Raw genomic sequence first — 24,092 nt, forward strand, 5'->3', positions numbered from 1 at the left:
TCATGCAACAGAACAGGCAACTAGAACTTTGGGTCGGCAGCTTTGTATTAGCAGGCATTGTGGCGCTGCTGGTGCTGGTATTTAAAGTGGCGGATGTTAAAAGCTTCGGTAATTCTGAATCTTACGACCTGAAAGCGCGGTTTGAAAATATTGGCGGACTGAAAGTTCGCTCACCGGTCAAAGTGGGTGGTGTGACCATTGGCACAGTGAGTAATATCTCGTTGGATACAGAGTCTTATGTCCCCGTAGTGACACTCGCTATTGATAAGAAATACGGTTACTTTCCAGAAACCAGTTCCGCTGCCATTCTTACATCAGGCTTACTGGGCGAGCAGTACCTCGGGTTGTCTCCGGGCTTTATCGACGAAGGTATTGTGATGCTGGATGACGGTGACTTCATCGAAGACACCAAATCGGCACTGGTGCTGGAAGACATGATTGGCCAGGTACTGTACAGCATAGGCAACGACGGCGATAAATAAGGAAGAGTACAATGAAATTTTTGAAGATTTTATGCCTTACGATAGCGTGTATACCGCTCTTTGCCAGCGCCGCTACCGTAGATAAAACCGACCCCTATAAAATGATGCAGGCCGTGTCGCAACAGACATTTGCCCGTCTTAAGTCTGAGCAGGCTCAGATTCAGCGTAACCCTGACTATTTACGCACTGTAGTCCGTCAGGAACTGCTGCCTTATATCAACACCCGTTATGCCGCTTATAAAGTGCTTGGGCCGCAGTTGAAGCAGACAACCAAAGAGCAGCGCAATAACTTTGTTAATGCATTTACTGATTATCTGGTCGCCTCATATGCTCAGGTGCTGACTCAGTACACGGATCAGGAGATTCGGATGGAGCCGGTTAAGTCGGTGCCGGCCAGCAGCTCTATCGTGTCTATCCGTGTCGATATTCTGGATTCGCAACGTCCGCCTATTCGTCTGGATTTCAAACTGCGTAAGAATAAGCAGACCAATGAATGGCAAGGTTACGACATGGTGGCCGAAGGGGTCAGTATGATTTCAACCAAACAGAGTGAATGGAGCGGGCAACTGCGCACGCAGGGTGTCGACAAGGTCACGCAGGATTTACGTGCTCTGGCGGCTAAGCCAATCAAACCTGAGGAAAAATGACCATGGGGAATCCCGCCGTCCATTGGCAGGTGCAGGAAAATGGCCATTACCGCTTGTCAGGAGTGCTGGAACGTGACACAGTGCCAGCCTTTTGGCAGCAAAGACGTGAATGGATGCCACAAGATGCTAAGGTCACGATCGAACTGTCTGACCTGACTCGGGTAGATTCTGCGGGTATGGTTATGCTGCTGCACTTGCATCGGGAACTCACTCAGGCAGGACGTCATCTGGTGCTGCAAGGCGTGCCGCAACAATTGTTAACCCTGCTCCGCCTTAGTCATGTCGACACTGTGCTGGCTGCCTGTATGGAATGATCAACAGCTCAAGTAGAGGATAGCTTGTGGAAATATCTGAAATTAAACAAATTCTTGAAAATGCGTTGGAGCTGGATGAAGTCATAGTGAATGGCGAAGGCAGCCACTATCAGGTGATTGCTGTCGGTGCAATGTTTGACGGTATGAGCCGTGTGAAAAAACAGCAGGCAGTCTATGCACCTTTGATGTCGCATATTGCCAGTAATGCCATTCATGCCTTGTCAATCAAAGCCTACACTCCTGAAGAGTGGGCGCGTGACAAGAAGCTGATGTCTTTGTAAGAGATAACCAATGCAGAAGTTTCGAATTCAGGGCAATGGCCCACTCCGCGGTGAAGTCGCGATTTCGGGCGCAAAAAATGCTGCCCTGCCAATTTTGTTTGCCTCACTGCTGGCAGAAGAGCCGGTAGAAGTCGGCAATGTTCCAAAGTTGCGTGATATTGACACCACCATGGAACTGCTGAGCCGTTTAGGCGCAAAAGTGGAGCGCAATGGCTCTGTGTATGTCGATGCCAGCAATATCAATGAATATTGTGCCCCTTACGATCTGGTGAAAACCATGCGTGCTTCAATTTGGGCGCTCGGGCCTCTGGTTGCCCGCTTCGGTAAGGGCCAGGTGTCGCTGCCAGGTGGTTGCGCTATCGGTGCCCGTCCGGTTGATTTGCACATTCATGGCCTGGAACAACTGGGGGCAACTATCACCCTGGAAGAAGGTTATGTGAAAGCCGAAGTGGCTGGCCGCCTGCAAGGCGCCCGCATAGTGATGGATAAAGTCAGCGTTGGTGCGACTGTGACCATCATGTCGGCGGCGACGCTGGCACAAGGCAAAACCGTAATTGAGAATGCCGCCCGTGAACCGGAAATTGTCGATACTGCCGATTTCCTCAATACTCTGGGTGCAAAAATCTCGGGTGCCGGTACAGATACGATAGTTATCGAAGGTGTTGAGCGTCTGGGCGGTGGTTATCATGAAGTGCTGCCGGATCGCATTGAAACCGGTACCTTCCTGGTCGCTGCGGCTATTTCTGGCGGAAAAGTGGTGTGTCGTAACACCCGTCCTTCGCTACTCGAAGCCGCCCTGGCGAAGCTGGAAGAATCCGGTGCCCTGATTGAGACCGGTGACGATTGGATCAGTCTGGACATGACGGGTCGCGAGCTGACCGCAGTCAATATCCGCACTGCGCCACACCCTGGTTTCCCGACCGATATGCAGGCACAGTTTTCTTTGCTGAATCTGGTCGCCAAAGGTACCGGCATCATTACCGAAACGATCTTTGAGAACCGTTTCATGCACATTCCTGAGCTCATCCGCATGGGCGCGCATGCTGAAATCGAAGGTAACACTGTGATTTGTGGTGATACTGACGGCCTGAGCGGTGCTCAGGTGATGGCAACCGATCTGCGCGCCTCAGCCAGCCTGGTCATCGCCGGTAACATTGCCAAAGGTGAGACGATTGTTGATCGTATTTATCACATTGACCGTGGCTACGAGCATATCGAAGAGAAGCTGCGTGGTCTGGGAATGAAGATTGAGCGCTTCAGCGAGTAAGCTGCCAAAGTAATCTGGATGTCCAGTCACTGCTTTCAGTGTCTGGACATTGTCTACTGATCCTATCTCGCTATTCTTTTTCTGCTTTCTGCTTTCTGCTTTCTGCTTTCTGCTTTCTGCTTTCTGCTTTCTGCTTTCTGCTTTCTGCTTATCTGTCCGGCTCATCGCCAATCAGCACAGTTAACTTCTTAGGTTTACCGTTGCGTAGCACCGTCATATCGACGTAGGTGCCAGGGCGCAGCTCTGTGACTATATCCAGCACATTGCGCATATCGGTAACCGGCTTGCCGTCAATCTCGACTAGGATGTCCTGAACCTTAAAGCCCGCTTTGGACGCCGGACCATCAGGATCCATGCCCATCACTATGATCCCTCTTACCTGCTCCGCATCATACAATCGAGCCATAACCGGATTGATTTCGCGGCCATCAATACCGATATAGCCACGGATCACCCGACCATCTGCGATGAGTTTATTCATGATCTTTTGTGTGAGCTGATAGGGAATGGCAAAGGAAATACCGTAGGTTTCAATGTCAGTCGCCTGCTGAAAAGAAGCGGTGTTGATACCGACCAGCTCGCCACGGGTGTTGACCAGTGCGCCACCTGAGTTGCCTTCGTTGATCGCTGCATCGGTCTGGAGAAAATCCTGCCGGCCATAGAAACTCATGCCGGAGCGACCGGTGGCAGATATGATCCCGTAGGTGGTGGTCTGTCCCAGATTATAGGGGTTACCGATGGCCAGAACCACGTCGCCCACAGCAGGGGGATAATCCGGGTTTAGTGGAATGACAGGCAGATTTTCGGCCTGGATTTTTAATACCGCGATATCGGTGCGTCTGTCTTTACCAATCAGCTGGGCCGTAAAAATGCGGCTATCCTGCAGTGCCACGATCACCTGATCCGCTTCGGCAACCACGTGATAGTTGGTCACTATATAGCCTTTATCACTCATGATAACGCCAGATCCAAGGCCCTGAGTACTCAATTGCAGGCGGTCTTCAGCATTGTAGCGGCGGTTATAGATATTAACGACAGCAGGGGAGGCACGGCGGACGGCATAACTGAAGGAAATCTGCTGCGGAACATCAGGCTGGCCATTGAGAGCGGCATCCGGAGAAAACATCTGGCTGCGCAGACTGGGGAAAGCAAGTAGCAAGACTCCAGCCGTCAGCACGCCCATTAAGGCGGATCGACTTAAAAATGCCAGCATTGATGCTCCCCTGATTGGCTCAAGCTTTACCATTAAAGCAAAAGGTTAAAAACCGATTGAGAATAGCATTTACATCCAGTTATCAACAAGTCGAAGCGGGAAGGAGATGACAGAAATGCCGCAGGAAAAACAGTCCGGGCAATTGCCCGGACCAGATTGCGTCAGCGGATAATGAGGTAAAGCTCGTTATTGCCTCGTCTGATTTCCAGCGCCAGCACGGAAGGCTTACTATCGAGGGCTTTGCGCAGCTGCCCAAGATTACCGATAGGCTGGCGGTTGAGACCGATAATGATGTCACCTTCTTTCAGTCCATAGCGGGCCGCCAGTGACTGTGGATCTATTTTGGTGACTTTCACCCCTTTGGTGTTGTCGTCAGCCGTGGTGTTACTGAATTCGGCACCGGCCAGGCTTTCATGCAGGTGATCGGCCTTGAGGTTGCTCATCTCGGCTTCTTGTAAGGTGACGTTGAACTCTTTCTCTTTTCCGTCACGCAGTACGCCTAAGTTGACGTCTTTACCAGCGCCGAGCGTGGCGATTTTGGCGCGTAATTCGCTGAAGGTGCGAATTTCTTTGTCGTTGACTGACACTATGATGTCACCCGCTTTCAGGCCGGCTTTCTCAGCCGCGGAGCCGGGCATGACCTGATTGACGAAGGCACCGTGATTGGTTTCGTAACCAAAGGCTTCAGCCAGTTCTGATGTCAGCTCACCGCCCTGAACGCCCAGCACGCCTCGTTTCACTTTGCCAAATTCCAGAATCTGGCTGGTCAGGTTTTTCACCATATTGGCCGGAATGGCAAAACCAATACCGACGTTACCGCCGTTGGGGCCCAGAATCGCGGTATTGATACCGATGAGCTCACCATTAAGGTTGACTAACGCCCCCCCCGAGTTACCGCTGTTAATGGCGGCATCGGTTTGAATAAAGTTTTCGAAATTTTCGATGTTCAGTCCGCTGCGGCCCAGCGCTGAAACAATCCCTGAAGTGACTGTCTGGCCCAGCCCGAACGGGTTGCCAATGGCCACGGTGAAATCACCGACGCGCAGTTGATCCGAGTCGGCAACGTTAATGGCTTTCAGGTTTTTGGTGTTGTCCAGGCGCAGCAAGGCAATGTCTGACATGCCGTCACTGCCTATCAGCTCGGCTTTGAGTTCGCGACCGTCATGCAGCTGAACCAGGATTTTATCTGCGCCATCAATGACATGGTGGTTGGTAACTACATAGCCTTTATCTGCATCAATAATGACCCCGGATCCCAAGCCGCGGAATGGACGCTCCTGAACCTGTTCGCTGGGGAAGTCAGGGCCGAAGAAATAGCGGAATGCTTCGGGAACTCTTTGCTTGGCAACATGCTTGCCTTCTACTGCGATACTGACCACAGCAGGAGTCACTTGTTCCAGCATGGGGGCAAGGCTGGGAAGTTGCTGATCATTAACAGCCAAAGGAAGCGCAGCGGAAGCAGTGATTGGGGACATCACTGCGCTAATACTTAACGCCAGCGCAGTCATTACAAGTAAAGGTTTTTTCATCATTACTCAACTCCGGTTTAACAAGTGCTATTTGTGACTTGTAAACCGGAGCAAAGTTCCAATAAATGTCAAATTTGTAACAATTCTTAACTGGCTTTGGCTGCTTCTGCCTGCTTCTGTTCAGCTCGCAACAGGCCGGATGCGCCGTTGGCATAATCCCGAGGCTGATGCGTGTCCAGCTCTGGTGTTTCGGTTTCTGGCTCATCAGCGATAGGAGTGAGTGTGCTGATACGCTGAGAGAAGGGGTTATCCTGTTCCGGCAGATTTGGCATCAGCTCTGCGGAGGTTTTTGCCATGTGCTCGTACAATTTACTGTAATCTTTTGCCAGATTGTCCAGCAGGTCAGAGCTGCGGGCGAAATGATCAACCAATTCCTGGCGATACTGCTCCAGTTGGTATTTGGTTTTATCGAGCTCTTTTTGTAATTCTTTCTGTTGTTTCAGGTTTTTGTTCCCCAAACGGGCGGCAAAGGCACCGACCAGCGCGCCGGCTGCGAAAATCAAAATCGCGTAGATCCAAGCCATGAAAAACTCCTTGTGACTGTGAGTACAACAGGTTGACCTGTTTTGTTATTTCAAAAGCGTTATGTGCTTATTGGGTGGTTATCTAGTTACTATACATGCACATGAAGTGTCGTGGTACTATCTACGACCAAAGATGGACATATTAGAAGCTGTGAGTCCGGCAAATTTGTCACCGGGTGCACGGCTATCGGTGACTGAGCAGGATGAGGATGACTCCCGAACAACGCTATCAAGAAGATCTGAAAAAACCGGGCTTTTTGCCTGACGCTGCCCAGGCAATGGCAGTTTATCACCTTAATGATCTTTATCATCGCATGCAGGCTCCGCAACCAGAGCCAGTAAAACCTTCTCTGGTGAGCCGGCTGTTCAAGCGCCAGGCCGCTGAACCGGTTAAACCGGTCAAAGGCTTGTACTTCTGGGGAGGCGTCGGGCGTGGCAAAACCTACCTGGTTGACACCTTTTTCGACTGCCTGCCGACTGAACGAAAAATGCGGATGCATTTTCACCGTTTTATGCACCGCGTCCATAAAGAAATGCAGTCGCTTGGCAGCCAGAGCGATCCGCTGGAAAGAGTGGCGGACAGGTTTAAGCAGGACGCAGACATCATCTGCTTTGATGAGTTTTTTGTGTCAGACATTACCGATGCCATGATATTGGGCACCTTGTTCGAGGCCCTGTTCCGCCGCGGTATTACCCTGGTGGCCACCTCGAATATCCCGCCGGATCAACTGTACCGAAATGGCCTGCAGCGTGCGCGTTTCCTGCCTGCTATTGCGTTAATTCAAGAACACTGTGAGGTGGTGAATGTAGATTCGGGTGTCGACTACCGTCTACGGACACTGGAGCAGGCTGAAATATACCACTGGCCGCTCGATGCCAGCGCAGAAGAGAATATGCACCGCTATTTCATGCAGTTGTCCGCTGATCCCCGGCATGAGGGGCAGGACATACTGATCAATGACAGGCCGATTGCCACCCGCCATGAAGCGGAAGGGGTGGTGCATTTTACCTTTGATGCGCTGTGCCGCGGGGCGCGTAGTCAGTCAGACTATATGGATATCGCGCATACTTATCACAGCGTTCTTTTGTCTGACGTACCTGTGCTGACCGAAAAAGACGATGACGCTGCCCGCCGTTTTATTGCCATGGTCGATGAGTTTTACGAGCGTCATGTCAAGCTGATCATTTCGGCGGAAGCAGAAATGGACAAGCTGTATCAATCCGGTCGCCTGAACTTTGAATTTAAGCGGTGTTGCTCGCGCCTGATTGAAATGCAGAGCCATGAATATCTGGCCAGGCCGCATCTGGCTTAAAGGGAGCGCTATTTTAGCTGGAAAATTAGCTGAACTTTTTTGGAAAAAAAGATGATTTTTTCCCCATGCTTCCGTATACTCTCGCGACCCACCGTACCTGTGACGGCGTTATGCCGGGAGTGCCAACCACTCGAAGGGGTGATGACTGGGCTCTATATACAGAGAGAGCGCTTTGCGTTCTTGGAAAGTGAAACTATTTAAAATTGGGTAAGAATTAGCATGAAAACTTTCGTTGCTAAACCAGAAACTGTAAAACGTGACTGGTATGTTGTTGACGCTGAAGGTAAAACACTGGGTCGTCTGGCAACTGAAATCGCATCTCGTCTGCGTGGTAAGCACAAGCCTGAGTACACTCCTCACGTTGACACCGGTGACTACATCGTTGTTATCAACGCTGAGAAAGTGGCAGTTACTGGCGCTAAGCGTACTGATAAGATGTATCACCGTCACACTGGCTACATCGGCGGTCTGAAAACTATCAGCTTCGACAAGCTGCTGGAGAAAAAGCCAGAAGCGATCATCGAAATTGCTGTTAAAGGCATGCTTCCTAAAGGTCCTCTAGGCCGTGCTATGTACCGTAAACTGAAAGTTTACGCAGGTAGCGAGCACAACCACGCTGCACAGCAGCCACAAGTTCTAGACATCTAATTGGGGAACATGACAATGGCAGAGAATCAATACTACGGCACTGGCCGCCGCAAAAGCTCAGCTGCTCGCGTTTTCGTAAAACCGGGTACTGGCAACATCGTAATCAACAAGCGCAGCATCGAAGAGTACTTCGGCCGCGAAACAGCTCGCATGGTTGTTCGTCAACCTCTTGAGCTGGTTGATATGACTGAGAAACTGGATCTGTACATCACTGTTAAAGGTGGTGGTATCACTGGTCAGTCTGGTGCGATCCGTCACGGTATCACTCGCGCTCTTATGGAGTACGATGAGACTTTACGTCCTGCTCTGCGTGCCGCTGGCTACGTTACTCGTGACGCACGTCGCGTTGAACGTAAGAAAGTTGGTCTGCGTAAAGCACGTCGTCGTCCACAGTTCTCTAAGCGTTAATTCAACGCACCAGAGATTTCTCTGGTTACTGTGTACATCAAAGCCCAGCCATTGTGCTGGGCTTTTTGCGTTTACTCGCAAAGAGAAATTGCAGAGTGCCGGTGTGCTGTCAGCGTGCAAGTAGTGCTATGGGCACCAGCCAGGCTAGGGGTGATTTATCCTGAACGGGAGCCTTTGTTAAGGCGCTTAATGCTGTTTTGTCGGCGACATTCAGGGATCTTGTCAAAAAAAATTGAATAATTGACACCATAGTTTGCATTTTTTCATCTTGACGACCAAGGAAATTAACCCCACAAATCTCTCACATTTGCGGTGTTTACCTTGTCTTAAAGTGGGGTTTTCTTTATCATTTGCCGCGATAAATAGCAGCATGAAAATTCTTAATCAATAAGCTGTTGAGTCTTTCCGTAGAAAGTTAGCCGTAAGCTCCAGGGACGCAGATGGAAAGAATAATCCTGAGCGGGAGCACATGGGAGAATGTTGGATGAGCAAAGCGCCAGTAAGTAACGGCCGACGCCGCTTCCTGACTGCGACGACCTCGGTTGTTGGAGGCTTAGGTGCAGTCGCTGTCGCCGTACCCTTTATCAAATCCTGGAATCCTAGCGCCAAAGCCAAGGCTGCGGGCGCGCCAGTTGAAGTTGATATCAGTAAATTAGAAGAAGGCCAGATGATCCGCGTAGAGTGGCGAGGCAAACCTGTATGGGTTGTACGCCGTAGCCAGGCTATTTTGGATGAACTGCCGACACACGATGATCGACTGCGTGATCCGCAGGCCACTGAACCTCAGCAGCCTGCTTACGCACAAAACCAATACCGTTCAGTTAAACCTGAAATCTTTCTTGCCGTCGGGATCTGTACCCACCTTGGCTGTTCTCCAACTTACCTGCCAGATAGTTTCAATGAGCAGGTCAGTGGCGTACCAGCAGGCTTTTTCTGTCCTTGTCACGGCTCTAAGTTTGATATGGCTGGTCGGGTTTTCCAAGGGGTGCCAGCACCGCTTAACCTGGTGATACCGCCTCATATGTTCCTGAACGACAACACGATTTTAGTGGGTCAAGATGAGGAGACGGCATAATGGAAGGCTTGCTGGGTTGGATTGAAAAACGTCTGCCAGTGATGAATGCTTATAAAAAGCATATGTCTGAGTACCCGATGCCGAAGAACTTTAACTTCTGGTATCTGTTTGGCTCACTGGCCATGCTGGTCCTGGTTAACCAAATCCTGACAGGGATCTGGCTGACCATGAACTATGTCCCATCAGGTGATGGTGCATTTGCTTCTGTTGAATACATCATGCGTGATGTGGATTACGGCTGGTTGTTGCGTTATATGCACTCCACAGGCGCTTCGGCGTTCTTTGTTGTGGTATACCTGCACATGTTCCGTGGTCTGATTTACGGCTCTTACAAGAAGCCGCGTGAATTGCTGTGGCTGTTCGGCATGCTGATTTTCCTGGTACTGATGGCTGAAGCCTTTATGGGTTACCTGCTGCCGTGGGGTCAGATGTCTTACTGGGGTGCGCAGGTCATCATTTCTCTGTTTGGTGCTATTCCTGTCATCGGTGATGATCTGACGCTGTGGATTCGTGGTGACTACGTGATCTCCGGTGCAACACTGAACCGTTTCTTTGCATTGCACGTTATCGCACTGCCAATTGTCCTGCTGCTGCTGATTGTTCTGCACATTCTGGCGCTGCACGAAGTGGGCTCTAATAACCCGGATGGTATTGAAACCAAACTGCCGAAAGGCGAGAAAGGTGGCAACTCCCAGTCTCGGTTCAAGTTCCACGAGTACTACAGCAATAAGTACGACATCATTGATTCAGTGCCGTTCCATCCTTACGGTACGGTAAAAGATCTTGTTGGTGTGGCTATCTTCGCTTTCTTGTTCAGTTATGTGATTTTCTTTAACCCTGAGATGGGCGGCTATTTCCTTGAGCCACCTAACTTTGAAGCGGCTAACCCGCTGAAGACACCGGAACACATTGCACCTGTATGGTACTTCACGCCTTTCTATGCGATTTTGCGTGCGGTTCCTGACAAACTGCTGGGTGTAATTGCGATGGGCCTGTCAATTGTAATGCTGTTTTTGCTGCCTTGGTTGGATCGCTGCAAAGTGCGTTCTTACCGTTACCGCAGCAAGCTGCACCTGGCTAACATCGCTCAGTTCACTGTCTGCTTCATTGCATTGGGTATTCTGGGTGCGCTTCCAGCCACTGCGGTATACACCTTGATGGCGCAGATCTTCAGTCTCGGTTACTTCATGTTCTTCGTGCTGCTGTATGTCTACAGCAAGAATGAGGCGACGAAACCGCTACCAGAGAGGGTCACATTCAAATGAAAAAGCTGATGGTTATGCTGCTGGCTCTGTTGCCGTCTCTGGCAATGGCTGCGGGTGGTAATGTTCACCTTGATGCGGCAAACAATGATTTGTCGGACGAAGCTTCACTGCAGCGCGGTGCACGTACTTTTGTTAACTATTGTTTTGGTTGTCATGCCACTCAGTATCAGCGTTACCAGCGTGTAGCGGAAGATCTTGATATCCCGGCAGACCTGATGATGGAAAACCTGATCTTTGATGAAAATGCTAAGATCGGCGATCTGATGACCAATGCGATCTCAGAAGATTACGCCGCGACCTCATTTGGTGCCCCGGCGCCGGATTTGACTCTGGTAGCCCGTGTACGTGGTGCTGACTGGTTGTATACCTATCTGCGTTCTTTTTATGCAGATCCAAGCCGTCCGTTTGGTGTGAATAACCTGGTCTTCCCAAGTGTGGGTATGCCACACGTGCTGGAGGAGCTGCAGGGTACACCACGTAAAGTGTTTGAGACACGCACCATTGATGGTCAGGAAGTACAGGAGTTTGTTGGCCTGGAAACTGAAGGTAATGGTGAACTGAACCCTGAAGAATATGACGCAGTGGTTCGTGATTTGGTTAACTTCCTTGAATATTCGGCAGAACCTATGAAGCTGGAACGTCAGCGTCTGGGTCTGTGGGTGATGGGCTTTATCGTTATCTTCTTTGTTCTGGCCTTGCTGCTGAAGAAAGAATATTGGCGCGATGTCCATTGATCGGGTAATCTAGTGCGTTAAGAAACTCGCAATGGGGGCAAGAGCCCCCGTTGCTTTTTGTGTATATGAGTATACTGGAGGGGTTGATGGCTGTAGCTGCCAATAAACGCTCTGTGATGACGCTGTATTCTGATGCTTCGGATATGTATAGCCATCAGGTGCGTATTGTACTTGCAGAAAAAGGTGTAAGTGTTGAGATCGAGCTGGTTGAGCCAGACAACCTTCCTGAGGATCTGCTTGACCTGAATCCATACAATTCTGTTCCAACTCTGGTGGATCGTGAACTGGCTCTGTATCAGGCCGGCATTATTATGGAATACCTGGATGAGCGTTTTCCTCACCCACCTCTGATGCCTGTGTATCCGGTTGCTCGTGGTAATAGCCGCCTGATGATGTATCGCATTGAGCGTAACTGGTATTCATTGGCGGAAAAAGTGCAGAAAGGCACAGCTGATGAAGCGGAAAAAGCGCGTAAACAACTGCGTGAAGAGCTGCTGGCTCTGTCACCGGTATTCGCTGAGTTCCCTTACTTCATGAGCGAAGAGTTCAGCCTGGTCGACTGTTACCTGGCTCCATTACTGTGGCGTTTACCTTCAATGGGTATTGAGCTTAACGGTGCTGGTTCGAAAGAAGTAAAGGCTTACATGACGCGCGTTTTCGAACGTGATTCATTCCTTGCATCACTAACAGAAGCTGAGCGCGAAATGCGTCTGGCTGGTCAGTGATGGAGATGGCCGAGATGACCCCGCGCCGACCCTATTTGGTGCGGGCTTTCTATGACTGGCTTGTGGATAATAATCTGACTCCACATCTGGTCGTTGATGCAACACTGCCTGATGTGCAGGTTCCGCAAGAATTTGTCAGCAACGGACAAATTGTGCTGAACCTTGCGCCACGTGCTGTGGGTAACCTTGAACTGGGAAATGATGCTGTTCGCTTCAGTGCCCGTTTTGGTGGACGTCCACATGCCGTGTCAGTGCCTCTTGCGGCTGTTTTGGCACTTTATGCACGGGAAAATGGAGCAGGCACTATGTTTGAACCAGAACCCGGCTATGAATTGGCAAACGGTGAACAAGAGGGGATTTTTGACGCAGCAGATGCTGTCGGCGATGAAGAGCATTTATCACCGGTCAGCCTGACTGATGCTGTCGAAGAGTTTGCCTCAGAGGAAGAACCACCTCGTCCACGCGGTCGTCCAAGCCTCACAGTGGTGAAGTAATCCACTTTGACGGACATAAAAAAACGCAGTGTTTCTTTCGAAGCACTGCGTTTTTCTTTATCTGATGTTTCCTGAATACTGATGAAGTGGCTCAGTCCGTGTATTCAAACGCTTTGATCACGTGTTTAACCCCTTCCACATTGCGTGCGACATCCGCAGCAATATTGCCTTGCTCTCTGGTTACAAAGCCGAGCAGGTAAACCCGCTGGTTTTCCGTTGCCACCTGTACCGCTGAATCACGCAACTTTTTACTGGCGATCAGCTGTGCTTTCACTTTGGTGGTTAACCAACTGTCCAGACCGACATCTGATAGTGTGGGGAGCGGACCAATCTGAAGCTGGTTATAGACTTCTTTCACGCTAGCCAGTTCTTGTACAGCGCCAGCTAATTGCCCGGCAGTCGTTTGATCCACTGCCTGGCCAACCAACAAAACCCGGCCTTCGGTCGATATCGCATTGACCCTGACTTTACCCAGATAAGGTGGCTTGTTGACTAAACCACCAACTTGCATGGCAATATGTTGATCTTGCCATTGTTGCTGCCCGCTGCGGGGATCGGTTTGCAGTATCGTACCGCAACCCTGCATCGACAAAGACAGAATCAAGATGAGAAGCAAGCGTTGCATGATCACCCTTCGTGTTGCGGGAAAAGAATCTGATCAATCAGATCACACAGGCAATGTACCGTCAGCAGATGGCCTTCCTGAATGCGGGCGGTTCGCTGCGACGGAATTCTGATCTCGACATCCTGCACACCCAGCAGCCCGGCCATTACGCCGCCGTCTTTACCCGTCATGGCTATGATGTTCATGTCGCGGGTCAGGGCGGCTTCCATTGCTTTGATGATGTTTTTGCTGTTTCCGCTGGTAGAGAACACCAGCAGTATGTCACCCGGCTGACCCAGGGCGCGAATCTGCTTGGAGAAAATTTCGTCCTGATGATAGTCGTTTGCGACAGCCGTCAGGGTGGTGGTGTCTGCGGTGAGTGCGAGTGCCGGCAGACTGGGACGTTCGGTTTCAAAGCGGTTAATCAGGCAGGAAGCGAAATGCTGGGCATTAGAGGCGGACCCCCCGTTACCACAACATAGGATCTTGTTGCCGTTTAGCAGGCTTTGCACCATCACCTGGGCAGAGCGGGAAATGGCATCAGGCAATGCTTCAGCCGCTGCAATTTGTGTCTGGATGCTTTCGGTAAAGTTTTCTTTAATGCTCTCTAGCATGTTTTACTCTTCAACTAAAGTGTTGGTCAGCCACGAGATTGCGTGGTCAGTCCCTTCTATGGTGACAACATCGAAACGCAGCAGGCTGTGTTCGGTGGAAATGCCTTTTGAATGCAGCCAGTACAGTGCGGCACGCTTGAGGCGTTGCAGCTTGCGCCAATTGACGGCCTCAGCCGCAGAACCGAAACGGTTATGGGCACGGTACTTTACCTCGACAAATACCCAGCAATCACCGTCTTTCATGATGAGATCAAGCTCACCACCCCGGCAGTGAACATTGCGGGCAATGGCAGATAGCCCCTGGCGTTGCAGATACTGCTCGGCCAGCGACTCGTAATGGTACCCCTGACGGCGCTTATTGAACAGGTGCAATGCCATTGGGTGTGAATACCGCCCAGTCTAACTGACGCTGAACAACACAATGATCATCTATGCTCAGCTGGCCGGTTTTACCTTGGGTGCTGTAATGCTCAACCACTTTCATCTGAGGCAGCTCAGTGATCATCCGGTACGCATCCATCCCAAAAGCATGAAGCCGGATGGCACTGTTCTTTTGCCCCGGCCACAGCTGTTCAAATTGCTCTGTGAAGGACTGATCCGGCGCTGCGAGCAGAGGGATATCACTAAATTCAATCCCGGACAGTTCACTGACGTTGGCGTTGTTGTCCGGGTTAGTCCGTGAACTGGCATACAGTTTTGGCGGAGTGACATCTGGATTGATCGCCACTTCGATAAATGGCTTGAGCAGGGTCACTTCATTCCGGTTGGCAATCAGGTACACCGCATCGGTATCGCGACGGCTGCGGGCCTGGGTTTCCAGTGACATACCCAGTACCTGCTCCATTTGCTGGCTGCGGGTCCGGCTGTCGGTTAAGCCAAACACTGCCGCCATCTGGTTCTGAATTTCACGACTGGAACCAAAGGTCTGACGTTCTGCTTTAGTACCGGTCAGCGTTTCCCATTTCGTCATGAACGCCTGGCTGACCCGTCGGCCAAAGTCATTGGCCGGTGCCATGACCATGGGGCTACGGTGACCTTTGGCATATAAATGCTGCGCGGCTTGCTCGGCTTCCTGCTCGGGAGATAAGGAGAAATAGCAAGTATTGGGCTGGCTTAAATCCAGGTTTTGCGGCTCATTAAGCGCCAGCTCTGTGATATTACCGCCTTCGGTGGACTGGAATTCGGTGATTTTTTCTTTCTGAAGCGGGCCAATCACCAGCTGAATGCCGTCTTGCTGAAGTTTGTTGACAATACTGAACATAGGTTCGGATTCAGTATCGTAAATCGACAGTTCGGTATTCGGGTTACGCTCGGTATCTTCCAGCATGGCATTGAGGAAGCCATCGCGAACGGCTTTGCCCTGACTTTCAAACTTGCCTGACAAAGGCAGCAGGAGTGCGACTTTTTCCAGCTCTATCATTTCCAGATTCATGATAGCCTGCAGTTCTTTCGGCAGGTAGCTGTTGGCCGGGTGCTCCGGATGGTTTTGCAGCCATTGCTCGACCTCGGATTTCAGCCTGACAGGGCGCTGAGCTGAGGTGTTTTTAATCATGCTGAGTTCCACCCAGCCTTGCAGTACGGTTTCATCGGCACTGATGCTGGCGGCTTTAAGCTGGTGGTTATTATACTGAGACAAGTCTTGCCACAGATTCTGCCAGTTGACCTCTCTCTCACTGCTGTTGAGATACTGTGACAGTGAGGTGCGCTCTCTGGCGGCGGCAAAGTGTTGTTCCGTCTGCGTTAACATCTCGGCACGCAGCAGGTGATAGCGTCGGTACTGACTGTCGGCCAGGGTCCACCAGGGCAGGAAGTTAAGCGTTTCCAGCGCGGTTTTGGGCTGACCTTGCTGGTAGCGCAGGGTTGCACGCGCTAGCTGCCATTCAGCCATTTGCACCGTAGACAGGTTCATGCCTGCCAGTTTATTGGCTTGCTGATCCGCCTGCGGCCAGCGGCCCTCTTTGATCAGTGCTTTAAGAGCCAGTATATGCCAGTCAATGCTAGCTGCACCTTCAGACGACTCTGCTTTGAGCAGGTAGCTGGCAGCGGAGTCAGAAGCAGGCGCCGTGATATCCGCAGAGTAAGACGTTGTCTGAGTGCCTGGCGCTGAACAGCCGGCCAGAATCACGGCAAGGGCTACAGGGGCCAGAATACGTGTTACACTTTTGCGCTTATGGGTAAAATTAAGCATTGAATTCATTCAACTGTGACAAATTACTCTCTATATTAATTGCAGATGAGACCATAGACAAATGAGTGAGACCAATTCGTGCTCGGTGGATGTCGCAACTTTGTACATCGTTCCGACCCCGATCGGCAATTTAGCAGACATTACCCACCGCGCGCTGGATGTTCTGGCCAATGTGGATTTAATTGCTGCTGAGGACACACGCCATACCTCACGCCTGCTGTCCCACTTTGCCATCTCTACCCGCACCTTTGCCCTGCATGATCATAATGAACAGCAGAAAGCGGATGTGCTGATTGAAAAATTGCGTCAGGGCAGCAGTATCGCACTGGTCTCTGATGCCGGTACACCTCTCATCAGCGATCCAGGATACCACCTGGTGACTCGCTGTCGTCAGGCGGGTGTTAAAGTTGTGCCACTGCCGGGGGCGTGTGCTGTGATCACCGCGCTGAGTGCCTCGGGCCTGCCGTCGGACCGCTTCAGTTTTGAAGGTTTTCTGCCTGCCAAAAGCAAAGGGCGGCAGGATACCTTCCGTCTGCTGATTGAAGATCCGCGTACCCTGATATTTTATGAGTCACCGCATCGTATTCTCGACTCGCTGGCGGACATGCAGGCCGTACTGGGCCCTGATCGCCACGTGGTGCTGGCTCGCGAGCTGACCAAAACCTTTGAAACCATTCATGGCGCACCGTTAGGTGAGCTGATCCCCTGGCTGGGTGAGGACAGCAATCGTATCCGGGGGGAAATGGTGCTCTTGGTAGCAGGGCACAGGGCCGATAAAGATGCCTTGCCTGCTGAAGCGCTGCGAACGGTAAAGATTCTGGTTGCTGAGTTGCCGTTGAAAAAGGCCGCGGCCATGGCAGCAGAGATTCACGGTGTGAAGAAAAATGCGCTCTATAAATGGGGCCTGGACAATCTGGAATAATCACAGAGCCGTTCAGCGCTGGCCGTTTTCTCGCCAGAGAAAGTAAGAAGTCTAACTTTCTCTGGTAACTCGGCCGGGAGTTTTATACAATCCGCCGCCTGAGTTGACCAGGTAACCGCTGCTTCGTTGATGTCCTTTGGGAGACTGACGAGGGGGAGGAAAGTCCGGGCTCCACAGGACAGGGTGCCAGATAACGTCTGGGGGGCGTGAGCCTACGACCAGTGCAGCAGAGAGCAAACCGCCGATGACTCGCTTGCGAGAACAGGTAAGGGTGAAAGGGTGCGGTAAGAGCGCACCGCGCGACTGGCAACAGTTCGTGGCACGGTAAACTCCACCCGGAGCAAGACCAAATAGGTCCCTAATGGCGTGGTCCGCGCTGGGGACGGGTAGGTTGCTTGAGCCTGCGAGCGATTTCAGGCCTAGAGGAATGGTTACCACCGCGCAAGCGGTACAGAACCCGGCTTATCGGTTAACTCACTTATTTCGGAAAGGTGGTGTTCGCAACATATGCGGGCATCACCTTTTATCGTTTCAGGGCCTGGGAACCAGAAAGTACGGCTGCATCAATTGTTTGTCAGAATCGCAGTATCTGTCTTGACAACTTTTTTGCTGCCTTCGTACACTTCGTGTTGGTTTTTTGTGGGAAAAAATGACGATTTTGTGGCAAAAATTGCAATTTCCCTGTTGCTTGCCCGACAAGGGCAGGTATAAATGAAAGAGGTGCACATGCATCGAAATCCGACGATTTCGGTGTGTTGCCACTGCTGCCTGTAGCGCAACAGGCAGAGCAGCGGAAAACCAACGACCCAGTAATCTCTGGTGGAGGCATCCGGCCGGTGTCTTCAGTTCGCTTATTATTCAGCTGAATCAATTATTATGTCCGAACAATTTGCTCACGTTTCCGTGCTGCTCCATGAGTCTGTCGATGGTCTAGCCATCAAACCAGACGGTATTTACATCGACGGTACCTTTGGCCGTGGAGGCCACAGCCGTCTGATCCTTTCCCACCTTGGCGAACATGGCCGTTTGTACGGTATTGACCGCGATCCCCAGGCGATTGCAGAAGCCGCCAAGATCAACGACCCGCGTTTCTCTATTATCCATGGCCCGTTTTCCGGTATGGCCGGGTACATGGAAGAGCTGGGCCTGACCGGCAAGATCGACGGTGTGCTGCTGGATCTGGGGGTCTCTTCTCCTCAGCTGGATGATGCCGAGCGTGGCTTCAGCTTTATGCGCGACGGCCCGCTGGATATGCGTATGGATCCGACATCCGGTATTTCTGCTTCTGAGTGGCTGGCCAGCGCCGAGGCGGACGATATTGCCTGGGTCCTGAAAGAGTTTGGCGAAGAGCGTTTTGCCAAGCGTATCGCCCGCGGTATAGTGGAATACCGCAGCAATCCGGACAATGTGCCGCTGGAGCGAACCACCCAGTTGGCTAAACTGATCGCTGACGTTTCACCATTCAGAGACAAGCATAAACATCCGGCCACCCGCAGCTTTCAGGCGATACGCATTTATATCAACAGTGAGCTTGAAGAGATAGATACCGCCTTACACGGCGCGCTGGAAGTGCTGGCTCCTGGTGGCCGTCTGTCAGTGATCAGTTTTCACTCACTTGAAGATCGCATGGTGAAGCGTTTTATTCGTAAGCAGAGTAAAGGGCCTGACGTACCTGCCGGCTTGCCCCTGACCGAAGATCAGATCAAAGCGCTGGGCAGTGCCGATCTGAAAGCCGTAGGTAAAGCCATTAAGCCGACGGCCACGGAGACTCGGCATAACCCGAGAGCGCGCAGTTCTGTGTTGCGTCTGGCTGAACGCCTATGAGTACCCAGCCAGCAGCTGCAGACAGCCTGATTCGTCAGATCGGCCATGATCTGTTATCCGTCGGCCGTGTGCCTTTGGTGTTGCTGGTGCTGGTTCTCATTTCTGCCTTGGGGGTGGTATATATCACCCACCAATCCCGCCAACTGGTCGCGCAACAGGAGCAACTGCTCATTGAGCGGGACGATCTGGATATCGAATGGCGTAATCAGCTGCTGGAAGAAAACTCGCTGGCTGAGCATAGTCGAATTGAAACCCAGGCTGAGAAGGAGCTTGATATGAAGCGTCCTAATGCAGCGAATGAAATTGTTGTCCCGTAATGAAAAAAGCCGCCTCTTCACCTGAACCGCAGACGCCGCGCCCTTCGGCATCCACACCTGCGTTTATTCCCTGGCGTTTCGCCCTGATCTGTAGCTTGGTTGGTTTGGCACTGGTGGGTCTGATAGCCAGAGCCGCTTATATTCAGGTACTGGAACCCGGCAAGTTGATCCAGGAAGGGGATCTGCGCTCGTTGCGTGTGAAAGCCATGCCTTCGGCACGGGGCATTATTTCCGATCGCAATGATGAACAGCTGGCCGTCAGTGTGCCTGTTCAGGCCGTTTGGGCTGATCCGGTGGATATTTATAAGCATGGTGGTCTCTCGGAGCCGGCTCGCTGGCATGCGTTGGCAGATGTCTTGGGGTTGGATCGTCAGGACATGCTTGCCCGGCTGGAAGAGAATAAATCCCGTCGATTCATTTATCTGCAGCGTCAGGTCAGCCCGGCGATGGCGGCCTATGTCGGTAAGCTGAAATTACCCGGCATTGGCCTGAAAGATGAATCCCGCCGCTTTTACCCGGCGGGTGAAGTGAGTGCTCACCTGATTGGGGTCACGGGCATTGATGGTCGCGGACTGGAAGGTGTCGAGCGGACCTATGATGGCTGGCTGACCGGTGAGCCGGGCAGACGCACAGTACGTAAAGACAGGTACGGCCGTGTGGTTGAAAATATTTCGCTCAAGCAGCGCGAGCCGGGCAAACCGCTGGCACTGAGTATTGACCAGCGATTGCAGGCGGTGGCTTACCGGGCCGTGAAGCAAGCGGTGGTAGATTACAACGCCACCTCAGCAACCATTGTCATGGTCGATGTGCGGACCGGCGAGATACTGGCCATGGTCAATGCGCCCTCGTATAACCCCAATAACCGCGATCAGCTGCAAAGTTTCCGCATGCGTAACCGTGCTATCACAGATGCGATGGAGCCAGGCTCCACCATCAAACCTTTTATCGTATTGGCTGCGCTGGAGAATGGCGTTGCCGATGAGAACACAGTCATCGATACCGGCAACGGGATTATGCAGGTAGGTGGCAGCCGGGTGCGGGATGTGTCACAGGTCGGCAAGGCCGATTTGGCGAGAGTCCTGAAAAAGTCCAGTAATATTGGTGTCAGTAAATTATCTTTGTCTATGCCTGTTGATGCGGTGCTGGGTATGTACAGCGGTGTGGGTTTGGGTGAAGCATCGGGCATTAACCTGATTGGCGAAGCGCTGGGATTGTTCCCGGATCGCCGCCGCTGGTCTGATTTTGAGCGGGCTACCCTGGCCTTCGGTTACGGTATTTCAGTCACCCCCATTCAGTTAGTACGTGCTTACGCCACCTTGGGGGGCTTAGGTATCAACCGGCCGCTGTCGATTTTGAAAACCGAAGCTGTGGTGCCGGGGCGGCAGGTGGTGTCGGCAGAAAACACCCGTAAAGTGCTGAACATGCTTGAAGGTGTTACGCAACCTGATGGCAGCGCCAAGCACGCGGCTGTATCTGGTTACCGGGTGGGCGCTAAAACCGGTACTGCTAAGAAAGCGGCGGCCGGTGGCTATAGTGATGAATATATCGCCATGACCGCAGGGCTGGCACCTATCAGTGATCCTCGTCTGGCTATGGTGGTGGTGATCAATGAACCTCAGGGTGATGCTTATTATGGTGGTCAGGTCGCCGCCCCTATTTTTGCAGAAGTGATGGGCAGTGCCCTGCAAATTCTCAATGTCAAACCTGATGCCGGAAAAGGCGATCAGTTGAATATCGTCCATAACAGAGGCAAGTCTGATGCCGGAACCTGATGTTTCAATTTCTTTGGGGGAGCTGTTAGCTTCCTGGTTTGCGCCTGAGGTCTTAGCCGCTTCAGTCTCTGCAGTGCAGGTCAAAGATCTGACCCTCGACAGCCGCGTTGTGGTGCCGGGCAGTATCTTTATTGCCATTAAGGGCCATGCGGTCGATGGTCGCCAGTATATTGATGCCGCGATCCAGGCCGGTGCGTCGGCTGTGCTGGCTCAGGCTGAAGATAACCAGCCAGATGGCGAGATACATTATCACAGTGGTATTCCTGTGATTGCGGTGTTCGATTTGCCGGCAAGGCTGTCCGCTCTGGCCGGTGCAGCTTACGGCCAGCCCGATCAACAGCTGCAGCTGGTGTCGGTCACAGGCACCAACGGCAAAACAACAGTCAGCCAGCTGCTGGCACAATGGGCTGGGTTGCTCGGCCGTACCGCCGGGGTGATGGGTACTACGGGCAATGGCCTGCTGTCCAGGCTGACACCGGCCATGAACACCACTGGCAGCGCCATTGATATTCAGAAAACCCTGGCTGAGCTGGTCAACCAGGGCGCAGATTTTGCGGCGATGGAAGTTTCCTCGCACGGTCTGGTGCAGGGGCGGGTGAAAGCCCTGCATTTTGCGGCCAGTATTTTCACCAATCTTAGCCGGGATCATCTTGATTACCATGGTGATATGGCAAGTTATGCGGCAGCTAAGCAAAGTTTGTTCACGGAACATAGCGCAGGTATTGCTGTCATTAATGCTGATGATGATGTTGGCAGACGCTGGCTGAACGAGTTGCATGACGCGGTTGCCGTCGCGACAGAGTCATCGCATCTGTCCGGGCACAGCGGTAAGGCGTTGTGGCTGACGGCTGTCAGCTATTCCACTCAGGGGGTGACTGTGTCTTTTGATTCCAGCTGGGGGCAAGGCGATTTTACCGCTCCGCTGGTTGGTGCTTTCAATGTCTCTAATCTGCTGTTGTCGCTGGCGACGTTACTGGCGCTGGGTTACTCCCTGAGTGTCTTGCTGGCCACGGCTCCCTGCCTGCAGGCGGTGATAGGTCGGATGGAAGTTTTTCAGGCCGCTGACAAACCTATGATGGTGGTTGATTATGCTCACACCCCGGATGCGCTGGAGAAAGCACTGGCAGCGTTACGCCTGCACTGTGAAGGCAAGCTCTGGTGTCTGGTCGGCTGTGGTGGTGAGCGTGATCGCGGTAAGCGGCCTATGATGGCTGCCGTGGCTGAGCAGTTAGCCGATTATGTGATCCTGACGGACGATAATCCGCGCAGTGAATCACCCCGGGAGATAGTGAATGATATGCTGGCCGGACTGGCGCAGCCGGAACGCGTTCAGGTTATTCATGACCGGGCCGAAGCCTGCCAGCGGGCATTCAGTCAGGCGAAGGCGCAAGATATTGTACTGGTGGCCGGTAAAGGCCATGAGGATTATCAGGTACTGGCGGGGAAAACCATTCACTATTCAGATCGTGAAACCGTACAGGCCTTGTTGGAGACACACTAAATGATTCAGGTGACACTGAGCGAACTGGCAGCGGCGCTTAACGCCCGCTTGATTGGCCAGGATGTCAGTATCGATGCAGTTTCAACGGATACCCGGACAATAGTGCCGGGTACCTTATTTCTTGCGCTGAAAGGTGAGCGCTTTGATGCCCATGACTTTGCTGCGGATGCAAAGGCCAAGGGAGCATCCGCCTTGTTGGTGAGCCGTGAGCTGGATGTGGCTTTACCACAACTGCTGGTTAACGATACCCGCCAGGCTCTGGGCCAGCTGGGCTGCTGGCTGAAAGCAAAAATGACGCGCGAACATGGTCTCAAAACAGTGGCACTGACCGGAAGCTGTGGTAAAACCACGGTCAAGGAGATGGTGGCAGCAATTCTTTCACAATGTGGCCGTGTGCTGGCCACTGCCGGTAACTTTAACAATGATATCGGTGTTCCCCTGACGCTGCTGCGACTGACTCCGGCACATGAGTTTGCGGTGATTGAGCTGGGGGCCAATCATGAAAAAGAAATCGCTTACACCTCTGCACTGGTGAAACCCGATGCGGCACTGGTCAATAATCTGGCGGCGGCGCATTTAGAAGGTTTCGGTTCGCTGGAGGGAGTTGCAAGAGCCAAAGGCGAAATTTTCGAAGGGCTGATTCCCGGTGGCACGGCTGTGATCAATCTGGACTCACATGCCCTGGAGCGTTGGCAACCATTGCTGACCGACAAGCAGCTGGTAGGTTTTATTGCGGCGGACAAGGTACCTTTAGCTGCTGATGATTCTGACAGCAATTCTGTCGCAGGGTTCTCAGCCAGCGAGATTAGCGTTAACGGCCACGGCTGCCCTTGTTTTACAATGCACACACCTGCTGGTGATATTTCACTCACTTTGCCTCTGGCTGGCCGTCATAATGTAGCCAATGCGCTGGCTGCGGCGGCGTTGACTATGGCGATGGGAGCCACGTTGGCGCAAGTGGCGTCGGGATTAGCGCAGATGGAAGCCGTTAAAGGACGTGCTTTGGTACTGGAACCCAGGCAGGGATTGCGTCTGATTGACGATACCTACAACGCCAGTGTGGCCTCAGTGAAAGCCGCTATCGACTTGCTGGCGGATTTCAATGGGCAGCGCTGGCTGGTATTTGGCGATATGGCCGAAATGGGGCAAGAAAGTGAGCGGATGCATCGCGAGATAGCCGATTACGCTCAGCAAAAACAGCTGGATCGCGTCCTGACAGTAGGTAAAGCCAGTGCTATCGTGAGTGAAGTGAACCTGGGACAACACTTCAGTGATAATTTGGCATTGAAGGCCGCGTTGATCGCTCAGGTACAGCAATTTCATCATGAATCCGCACAGGATTCTCAACAACAACAAGAAATAACAGTGTTGGCAAAAGGGGCACGCAGCGCCCGTATGGAAGAAATTATTGCCGCACTGCAGGACTTATAA

At 52.1% G+C, this 24,092-nt stretch carries 26 protein-coding genes and 1 other RNA gene; 20 read left to right on the plus strand and 7 right to left on the minus strand.

Translation table 11 applies throughout. From position 1 onward, the window contains the following. Positions 1-2: 2 nt before the first annotated feature. The 5 genes from mlaD to murA are packed head-to-tail and all read left to right on the plus strand — an operon-like array spanning position 3 to position 2,991. On the plus strand, positions 3-482 hold the full coding sequence (mlaD, locus tag L6J37_RS06795; RefSeq protein WP_218384347.1) for an outer membrane lipid asymmetry maintenance protein MlaD: 480 nt from the start codon (positions 3-5) through the stop codon (positions 480-482). Positions 483-493: 11 nt separating this feature from the next. Next, positions 494-1,129, plus strand: a complete 636-nt coding sequence (mlaC, locus tag L6J37_RS06800; RefSeq protein ID WP_237794618.1) for a phospholipid-binding protein MlaC — start codon at positions 494-496, stop codon at positions 1,127-1,129. Positions 1,130-1,131: 2 nt separating this feature from the next. After that, a complete protein-coding gene (locus L6J37_RS06805) occupies positions 1,132-1,443 on the plus strand; it encodes an STAS domain-containing protein (protein ID WP_237794620.1) in 312 nt (103 codons plus the stop codon). Positions 1,444-1,469: 26 nt separating this feature from the next. After that, positions 1,470-1,724: a BolA family iron metabolism protein IbaG gene (gene ibaG, locus L6J37_RS06810; RefSeq protein WP_027253701.1), complete on the plus strand. Its 255-nt coding sequence runs from the start codon at positions 1,470-1,472 to the stop codon at positions 1,722-1,724. 10 nt (positions 1,725-1,734) lie between these two features. Continuing rightward, the gene (gene murA, locus L6J37_RS06815; protein WP_192015838.1) at positions 1,735-2,991 is read left to right on the plus strand and encodes a UDP-N-acetylglucosamine 1-carboxyvinyltransferase; all 1,257 of its coding nucleotides are present in this window, start codon (positions 1,735-1,737) and stop codon (positions 2,989-2,991) included. Between the two features lie 148 nt (positions 2,992-3,139). On the opposite strand, the gene degS is transcribed toward murA, so the two are convergent. The 3 genes from degS to zapG all read right to left on the minus strand — a co-directional run bounded on the left by degS (position 3,140) and on the right by zapG (position 6,257). After that, entirely contained in the window at positions 3,140-4,204 is a 1,065-nt protein-coding gene (gene degS / locus L6J37_RS06820) for an outer membrane-stress sensor serine endopeptidase DegS (RefSeq protein ID WP_192015837.1), read from the minus strand. Positions 4,205-4,365: 161 nt separating this feature from the next. Continuing rightward, positions 4,366-5,736, minus strand: a complete 1,371-nt coding sequence (locus L6J37_RS06825; RefSeq protein ID WP_303457607.1) for a Do family serine endopeptidase — start codon at positions 5,734-5,736, stop codon at positions 4,366-4,368. Between the two features lie 83 nt (positions 5,737-5,819). Beyond that, positions 5,820-6,257 (minus strand): Z-ring associated protein ZapG, encoded by a 438-nt coding sequence (zapG, locus tag L6J37_RS06830; protein WP_192015835.1) that lies wholly within the window; start codon positions 6,255-6,257, stop codon positions 5,820-5,822. 209 nt (positions 6,258-6,466) lie between these two features. Here zapG and zapE point away from each other — a divergent pair, with 209 nt between their 5' ends. The 8 genes from zapE (at position 6,467) to sspB (ending at position 12,919) form a co-directional block, all read left to right on the plus strand. After that, positions 6,467-7,570, plus strand: coding sequence for a cell division protein ZapE (gene zapE / locus L6J37_RS06835; RefSeq protein WP_237794622.1), 1,104 nt, complete (start codon positions 6,467-6,469; stop codon positions 7,568-7,570). Between the two features lie 219 nt (positions 7,571-7,789). Further along, the gene (rplM, locus tag L6J37_RS06840; RefSeq protein ID WP_027253695.1) at positions 7,790-8,218 is read left to right on the plus strand and encodes a 50S ribosomal protein L13; all 429 of its coding nucleotides are present in this window, start codon (positions 7,790-7,792) and stop codon (positions 8,216-8,218) included. A 15-nt stretch (positions 8,219-8,233) separates the two neighbouring features. Beyond that, positions 8,234-8,626 (plus strand): 30S ribosomal protein S9, encoded by a 393-nt coding sequence (gene rpsI, locus L6J37_RS06845; RefSeq protein ID WP_027253694.1) that lies wholly within the window; start codon positions 8,234-8,236, stop codon positions 8,624-8,626. Between the two features lie 484 nt (positions 8,627-9,110). Beyond that, the gene (gene petA / locus L6J37_RS06850) at positions 9,111-9,701 is read left to right on the plus strand and encodes a ubiquinol-cytochrome c reductase iron-sulfur subunit (protein WP_120513397.1); all 591 of its coding nucleotides are present in this window, start codon (positions 9,111-9,113) and stop codon (positions 9,699-9,701) included. Next, positions 9,701-10,966, plus strand: coding sequence for a cytochrome b (locus tag L6J37_RS06855; protein WP_192015833.1), 1,266 nt, complete (start codon positions 9,701-9,703; stop codon positions 10,964-10,966). The genes petA and L6J37_RS06855 overlap by 1 nt, the downstream gene beginning before the upstream one ends. After that, positions 10,963-11,700 carry a cytochrome c1 gene (locus L6J37_RS06860; RefSeq protein ID WP_192015832.1) on the plus strand — a complete coding sequence of 246 codons (738 nt, stop codon included), beginning with the start codon at positions 10,963-10,965 and terminating at the stop codon, positions 11,698-11,700. The genes L6J37_RS06855 and L6J37_RS06860 overlap by 4 nt, the downstream gene beginning before the upstream one ends. An 86-nt stretch (positions 11,701-11,786) precedes the next feature. Beyond that, positions 11,787-12,425, plus strand: a complete 639-nt coding sequence (gene sspA / locus L6J37_RS06865) for a stringent starvation protein SspA (RefSeq protein ID WP_192015831.1) — start codon at positions 11,787-11,789, stop codon at positions 12,423-12,425. Continuing rightward, on the plus strand, positions 12,425-12,919 hold the full coding sequence (gene sspB, locus L6J37_RS06870) for a ClpXP protease specificity-enhancing factor (RefSeq protein WP_192015907.1): 495 nt from the start codon (positions 12,425-12,427) through the stop codon (positions 12,917-12,919). Before sspA ends, sspB begins: the two co-directional genes overlap by 1 nt. Positions 12,920-13,010: 91 nt before the next feature. On the opposite strand, the gene L6J37_RS06875 is transcribed toward sspB, so the two are convergent. Genes L6J37_RS06875 through L6J37_RS06890 form a run of 4 tightly spaced genes read right to left on the minus strand, consistent with a single transcriptional unit; the run spans position 13,011 to position 16,325 of the window. Further along, positions 13,011-13,544 carry a BON domain-containing protein gene (locus L6J37_RS06875; RefSeq protein ID WP_237794624.1) on the minus strand — a complete coding sequence of 178 codons (534 nt, stop codon included), beginning with the start codon at positions 13,542-13,544 and terminating at the stop codon, positions 13,011-13,013. A gap of 2 nt (positions 13,545-13,546) precedes the next feature. Further along, a complete protein-coding gene (locus tag L6J37_RS06880) occupies positions 13,547-14,137 on the minus strand; it encodes a phosphoheptose isomerase (protein WP_027253687.1) in 591 nt (196 codons plus the stop codon). Positions 14,138-14,140: 3 nt separating this feature from the next. Beyond that, the gene (locus L6J37_RS06885; RefSeq protein WP_192015829.1) at positions 14,141-14,515 is read right to left on the minus strand and encodes a YraN family protein; all 375 of its coding nucleotides are present in this window, start codon (positions 14,513-14,515) and stop codon (positions 14,141-14,143) included. Further along, positions 14,493-16,325, minus strand: coding sequence for a penicillin-binding protein activator (locus L6J37_RS06890; protein ID WP_237794626.1), 1,833 nt, complete (start codon positions 16,323-16,325; stop codon positions 14,493-14,495). Before L6J37_RS06890 ends, L6J37_RS06885 begins: the two co-directional genes overlap by 23 nt. A gap of 61 nt (positions 16,326-16,386) precedes the next feature. Here L6J37_RS06890 and rsmI point away from each other — a divergent pair, with 61 nt between their 5' ends. The 7 genes from rsmI to murF all read left to right on the plus strand — a co-directional run bounded on the left by rsmI (position 16,387) and on the right by murF (position 24,092). Further along, positions 16,387-17,247 carry a 16S rRNA (cytidine(1402)-2'-O)-methyltransferase gene (gene rsmI / locus L6J37_RS06895; RefSeq protein WP_192015827.1) on the plus strand — a complete coding sequence of 287 codons (861 nt, stop codon included), beginning with the start codon at positions 16,387-16,389 and terminating at the stop codon, positions 17,245-17,247. Between the two features lie 99 nt (positions 17,248-17,346). Continuing rightward, positions 17,347-17,728, plus strand: an RNA gene (gene rnpB / locus L6J37_RS06900) — RNase P RNA component class A. A gap of 395 nt (positions 17,729-18,123) precedes the next feature. Next, positions 18,124-19,071: a 16S rRNA (cytosine(1402)-N(4))-methyltransferase RsmH gene (gene rsmH, locus L6J37_RS06905; protein WP_237794628.1), complete on the plus strand. Its 948-nt coding sequence runs from the start codon at positions 18,124-18,126 to the stop codon at positions 19,069-19,071. Continuing rightward, the gene (ftsL, locus tag L6J37_RS06910) at positions 19,068-19,388 is read left to right on the plus strand and encodes a cell division protein FtsL (protein WP_192015825.1); all 321 of its coding nucleotides are present in this window, start codon (positions 19,068-19,070) and stop codon (positions 19,386-19,388) included. Before rsmH ends, ftsL begins: the two co-directional genes overlap by 4 nt. Next, on the plus strand, positions 19,388-21,160 hold the full coding sequence (locus tag L6J37_RS06915) for a penicillin-binding transpeptidase domain-containing protein (RefSeq protein WP_237794630.1): 1,773 nt from the start codon (positions 19,388-19,390) through the stop codon (positions 21,158-21,160). Before ftsL ends, L6J37_RS06915 begins: the two co-directional genes overlap by 1 nt. After that, positions 21,147-22,661 (plus strand): UDP-N-acetylmuramoyl-L-alanyl-D-glutamate--2,6-diaminopimelate ligase, encoded by a 1,515-nt coding sequence (gene murE, locus L6J37_RS06920; RefSeq protein WP_237794632.1) that lies wholly within the window; start codon positions 21,147-21,149, stop codon positions 22,659-22,661. Before L6J37_RS06915 ends, murE begins: the two co-directional genes overlap by 14 nt. Next, complete coding sequence (gene murF, locus L6J37_RS06925; RefSeq protein WP_218384331.1) at positions 22,662-24,092, plus strand: UDP-N-acetylmuramoyl-tripeptide--D-alanyl-D-alanine ligase; 1,431 nt, start codon at positions 22,662-22,664, stop codon at positions 24,090-24,092.

The organism is Photobacterium sp. WH77 (genome assembly GCF_022014395.1).
GTDB lineage: Bacteria > Pseudomonadota > Gammaproteobacteria > Enterobacterales > Vibrionaceae > Photobacterium > Photobacterium arenosum.

Excerpts from the sequence above, each read along its gene's own strand:
- rsmI (WP_192015827.1), top strand. The coding sequence starts at position 16,387 with ATGAGTGAGACCAATTCGTGCTCGGTGGATGTCGCAACTTTGTACATC.
- L6J37_RS06880 (WP_027253687.1), bottom strand. The coding sequence starts at position 14,137 with ATGCTAGAGAGCATTAAAGAAAACTTTACCGAAAGCATCCAGACACAA.
- sspB (WP_192015907.1), top strand. The coding sequence starts at position 12,425 with ATGGAGATGGCCGAGATGACCCCGCGCCGACCCTATTTGGTGCGGGCT.
- murA (WP_192015838.1), top strand. The coding sequence starts at position 1,735 with ATGCAGAAGTTTCGAATTCAGGGCAATGGCCCACTCCGCGGTGAAGTC.
- degS (WP_192015837.1), bottom strand. The coding sequence starts at position 4,204 with ATGCTGGCATTTTTAAGTCGATCCGCCTTAATGGGCGTGCTGACGGCT.
- L6J37_RS06885 (WP_192015829.1), bottom strand. The coding sequence starts at position 14,515 with ATGGCATTGCACCTGTTCAATAAGCGCCGTCAGGGGTACCATTACGAG.
- L6J37_RS06860 (WP_192015832.1), top strand. The coding sequence starts at position 10,963 with ATGAAAAAGCTGATGGTTATGCTGCTGGCTCTGTTGCCGTCTCTGGCA.
- L6J37_RS06825 (WP_303457607.1), bottom strand. The coding sequence starts at position 5,736 with ATGATGAAAAAACCTTTACTTGTAATGACTGCGCTGGCGTTAAGTATT.
- zapG (WP_192015835.1), bottom strand. The coding sequence starts at position 6,257 with ATGGCTTGGATCTACGCGATTTTGATTTTCGCAGCCGGCGCGCTGGTC.
- L6J37_RS06915 (WP_237794630.1), top strand. The coding sequence starts at position 19,388 with ATGAAAAAAGCCGCCTCTTCACCTGAACCGCAGACGCCGCGCCCTTCG.
- rpsI (WP_027253694.1), top strand. The coding sequence starts at position 8,234 with ATGGCAGAGAATCAATACTACGGCACTGGCCGCCGCAAAAGCTCAGCT.
- mlaD (WP_218384347.1), top strand. The coding sequence starts at position 3 with ATGCAACAGAACAGGCAACTAGAACTTTGGGTCGGCAGCTTTGTATTA.
- rsmH (WP_237794628.1), top strand. The coding sequence starts at position 18,124 with ATGTCCGAACAATTTGCTCACGTTTCCGTGCTGCTCCATGAGTCTGTC.
- L6J37_RS06890 (WP_237794626.1), bottom strand. The coding sequence starts at position 16,325 with ATGCTTAATTTTACCCATAAGCGCAAAAGTGTAACACGTATTCTGGCC.
- L6J37_RS06875 (WP_237794624.1), bottom strand. The coding sequence starts at position 13,544 with ATGCAACGCTTGCTTCTCATCTTGATTCTGTCTTTGTCGATGCAGGGT.
- sspA (WP_192015831.1), top strand. The coding sequence starts at position 11,787 with ATGGCTGTAGCTGCCAATAAACGCTCTGTGATGACGCTGTATTCTGAT.
- murF (WP_218384331.1), top strand. The coding sequence starts at position 22,662 with ATGATTCAGGTGACACTGAGCGAACTGGCAGCGGCGCTTAACGCCCGC.
- zapE (WP_237794622.1), top strand. The coding sequence starts at position 6,467 with ATGACTCCCGAACAACGCTATCAAGAAGATCTGAAAAAACCGGGCTTT.
- murE (WP_237794632.1), top strand. The coding sequence starts at position 21,147 with ATGCCGGAACCTGATGTTTCAATTTCTTTGGGGGAGCTGTTAGCTTCC.
- mlaC (WP_237794618.1), top strand. The coding sequence starts at position 494 with ATGAAATTTTTGAAGATTTTATGCCTTACGATAGCGTGTATACCGCTC.
- petA (WP_120513397.1), top strand. The coding sequence starts at position 9,111 with ATGAGCAAAGCGCCAGTAAGTAACGGCCGACGCCGCTTCCTGACTGCG.
- L6J37_RS06855 (WP_192015833.1), top strand. The coding sequence starts at position 9,701 with ATGGAAGGCTTGCTGGGTTGGATTGAAAAACGTCTGCCAGTGATGAAT.
- L6J37_RS06805 (WP_237794620.1), top strand. The coding sequence starts at position 1,132 with ATGGGGAATCCCGCCGTCCATTGGCAGGTGCAGGAAAATGGCCATTAC.
- ftsL (WP_192015825.1), top strand. The coding sequence starts at position 19,068 with ATGAGTACCCAGCCAGCAGCTGCAGACAGCCTGATTCGTCAGATCGGC.
- rplM (WP_027253695.1), top strand. The coding sequence starts at position 7,790 with ATGAAAACTTTCGTTGCTAAACCAGAAACTGTAAAACGTGACTGGTAT.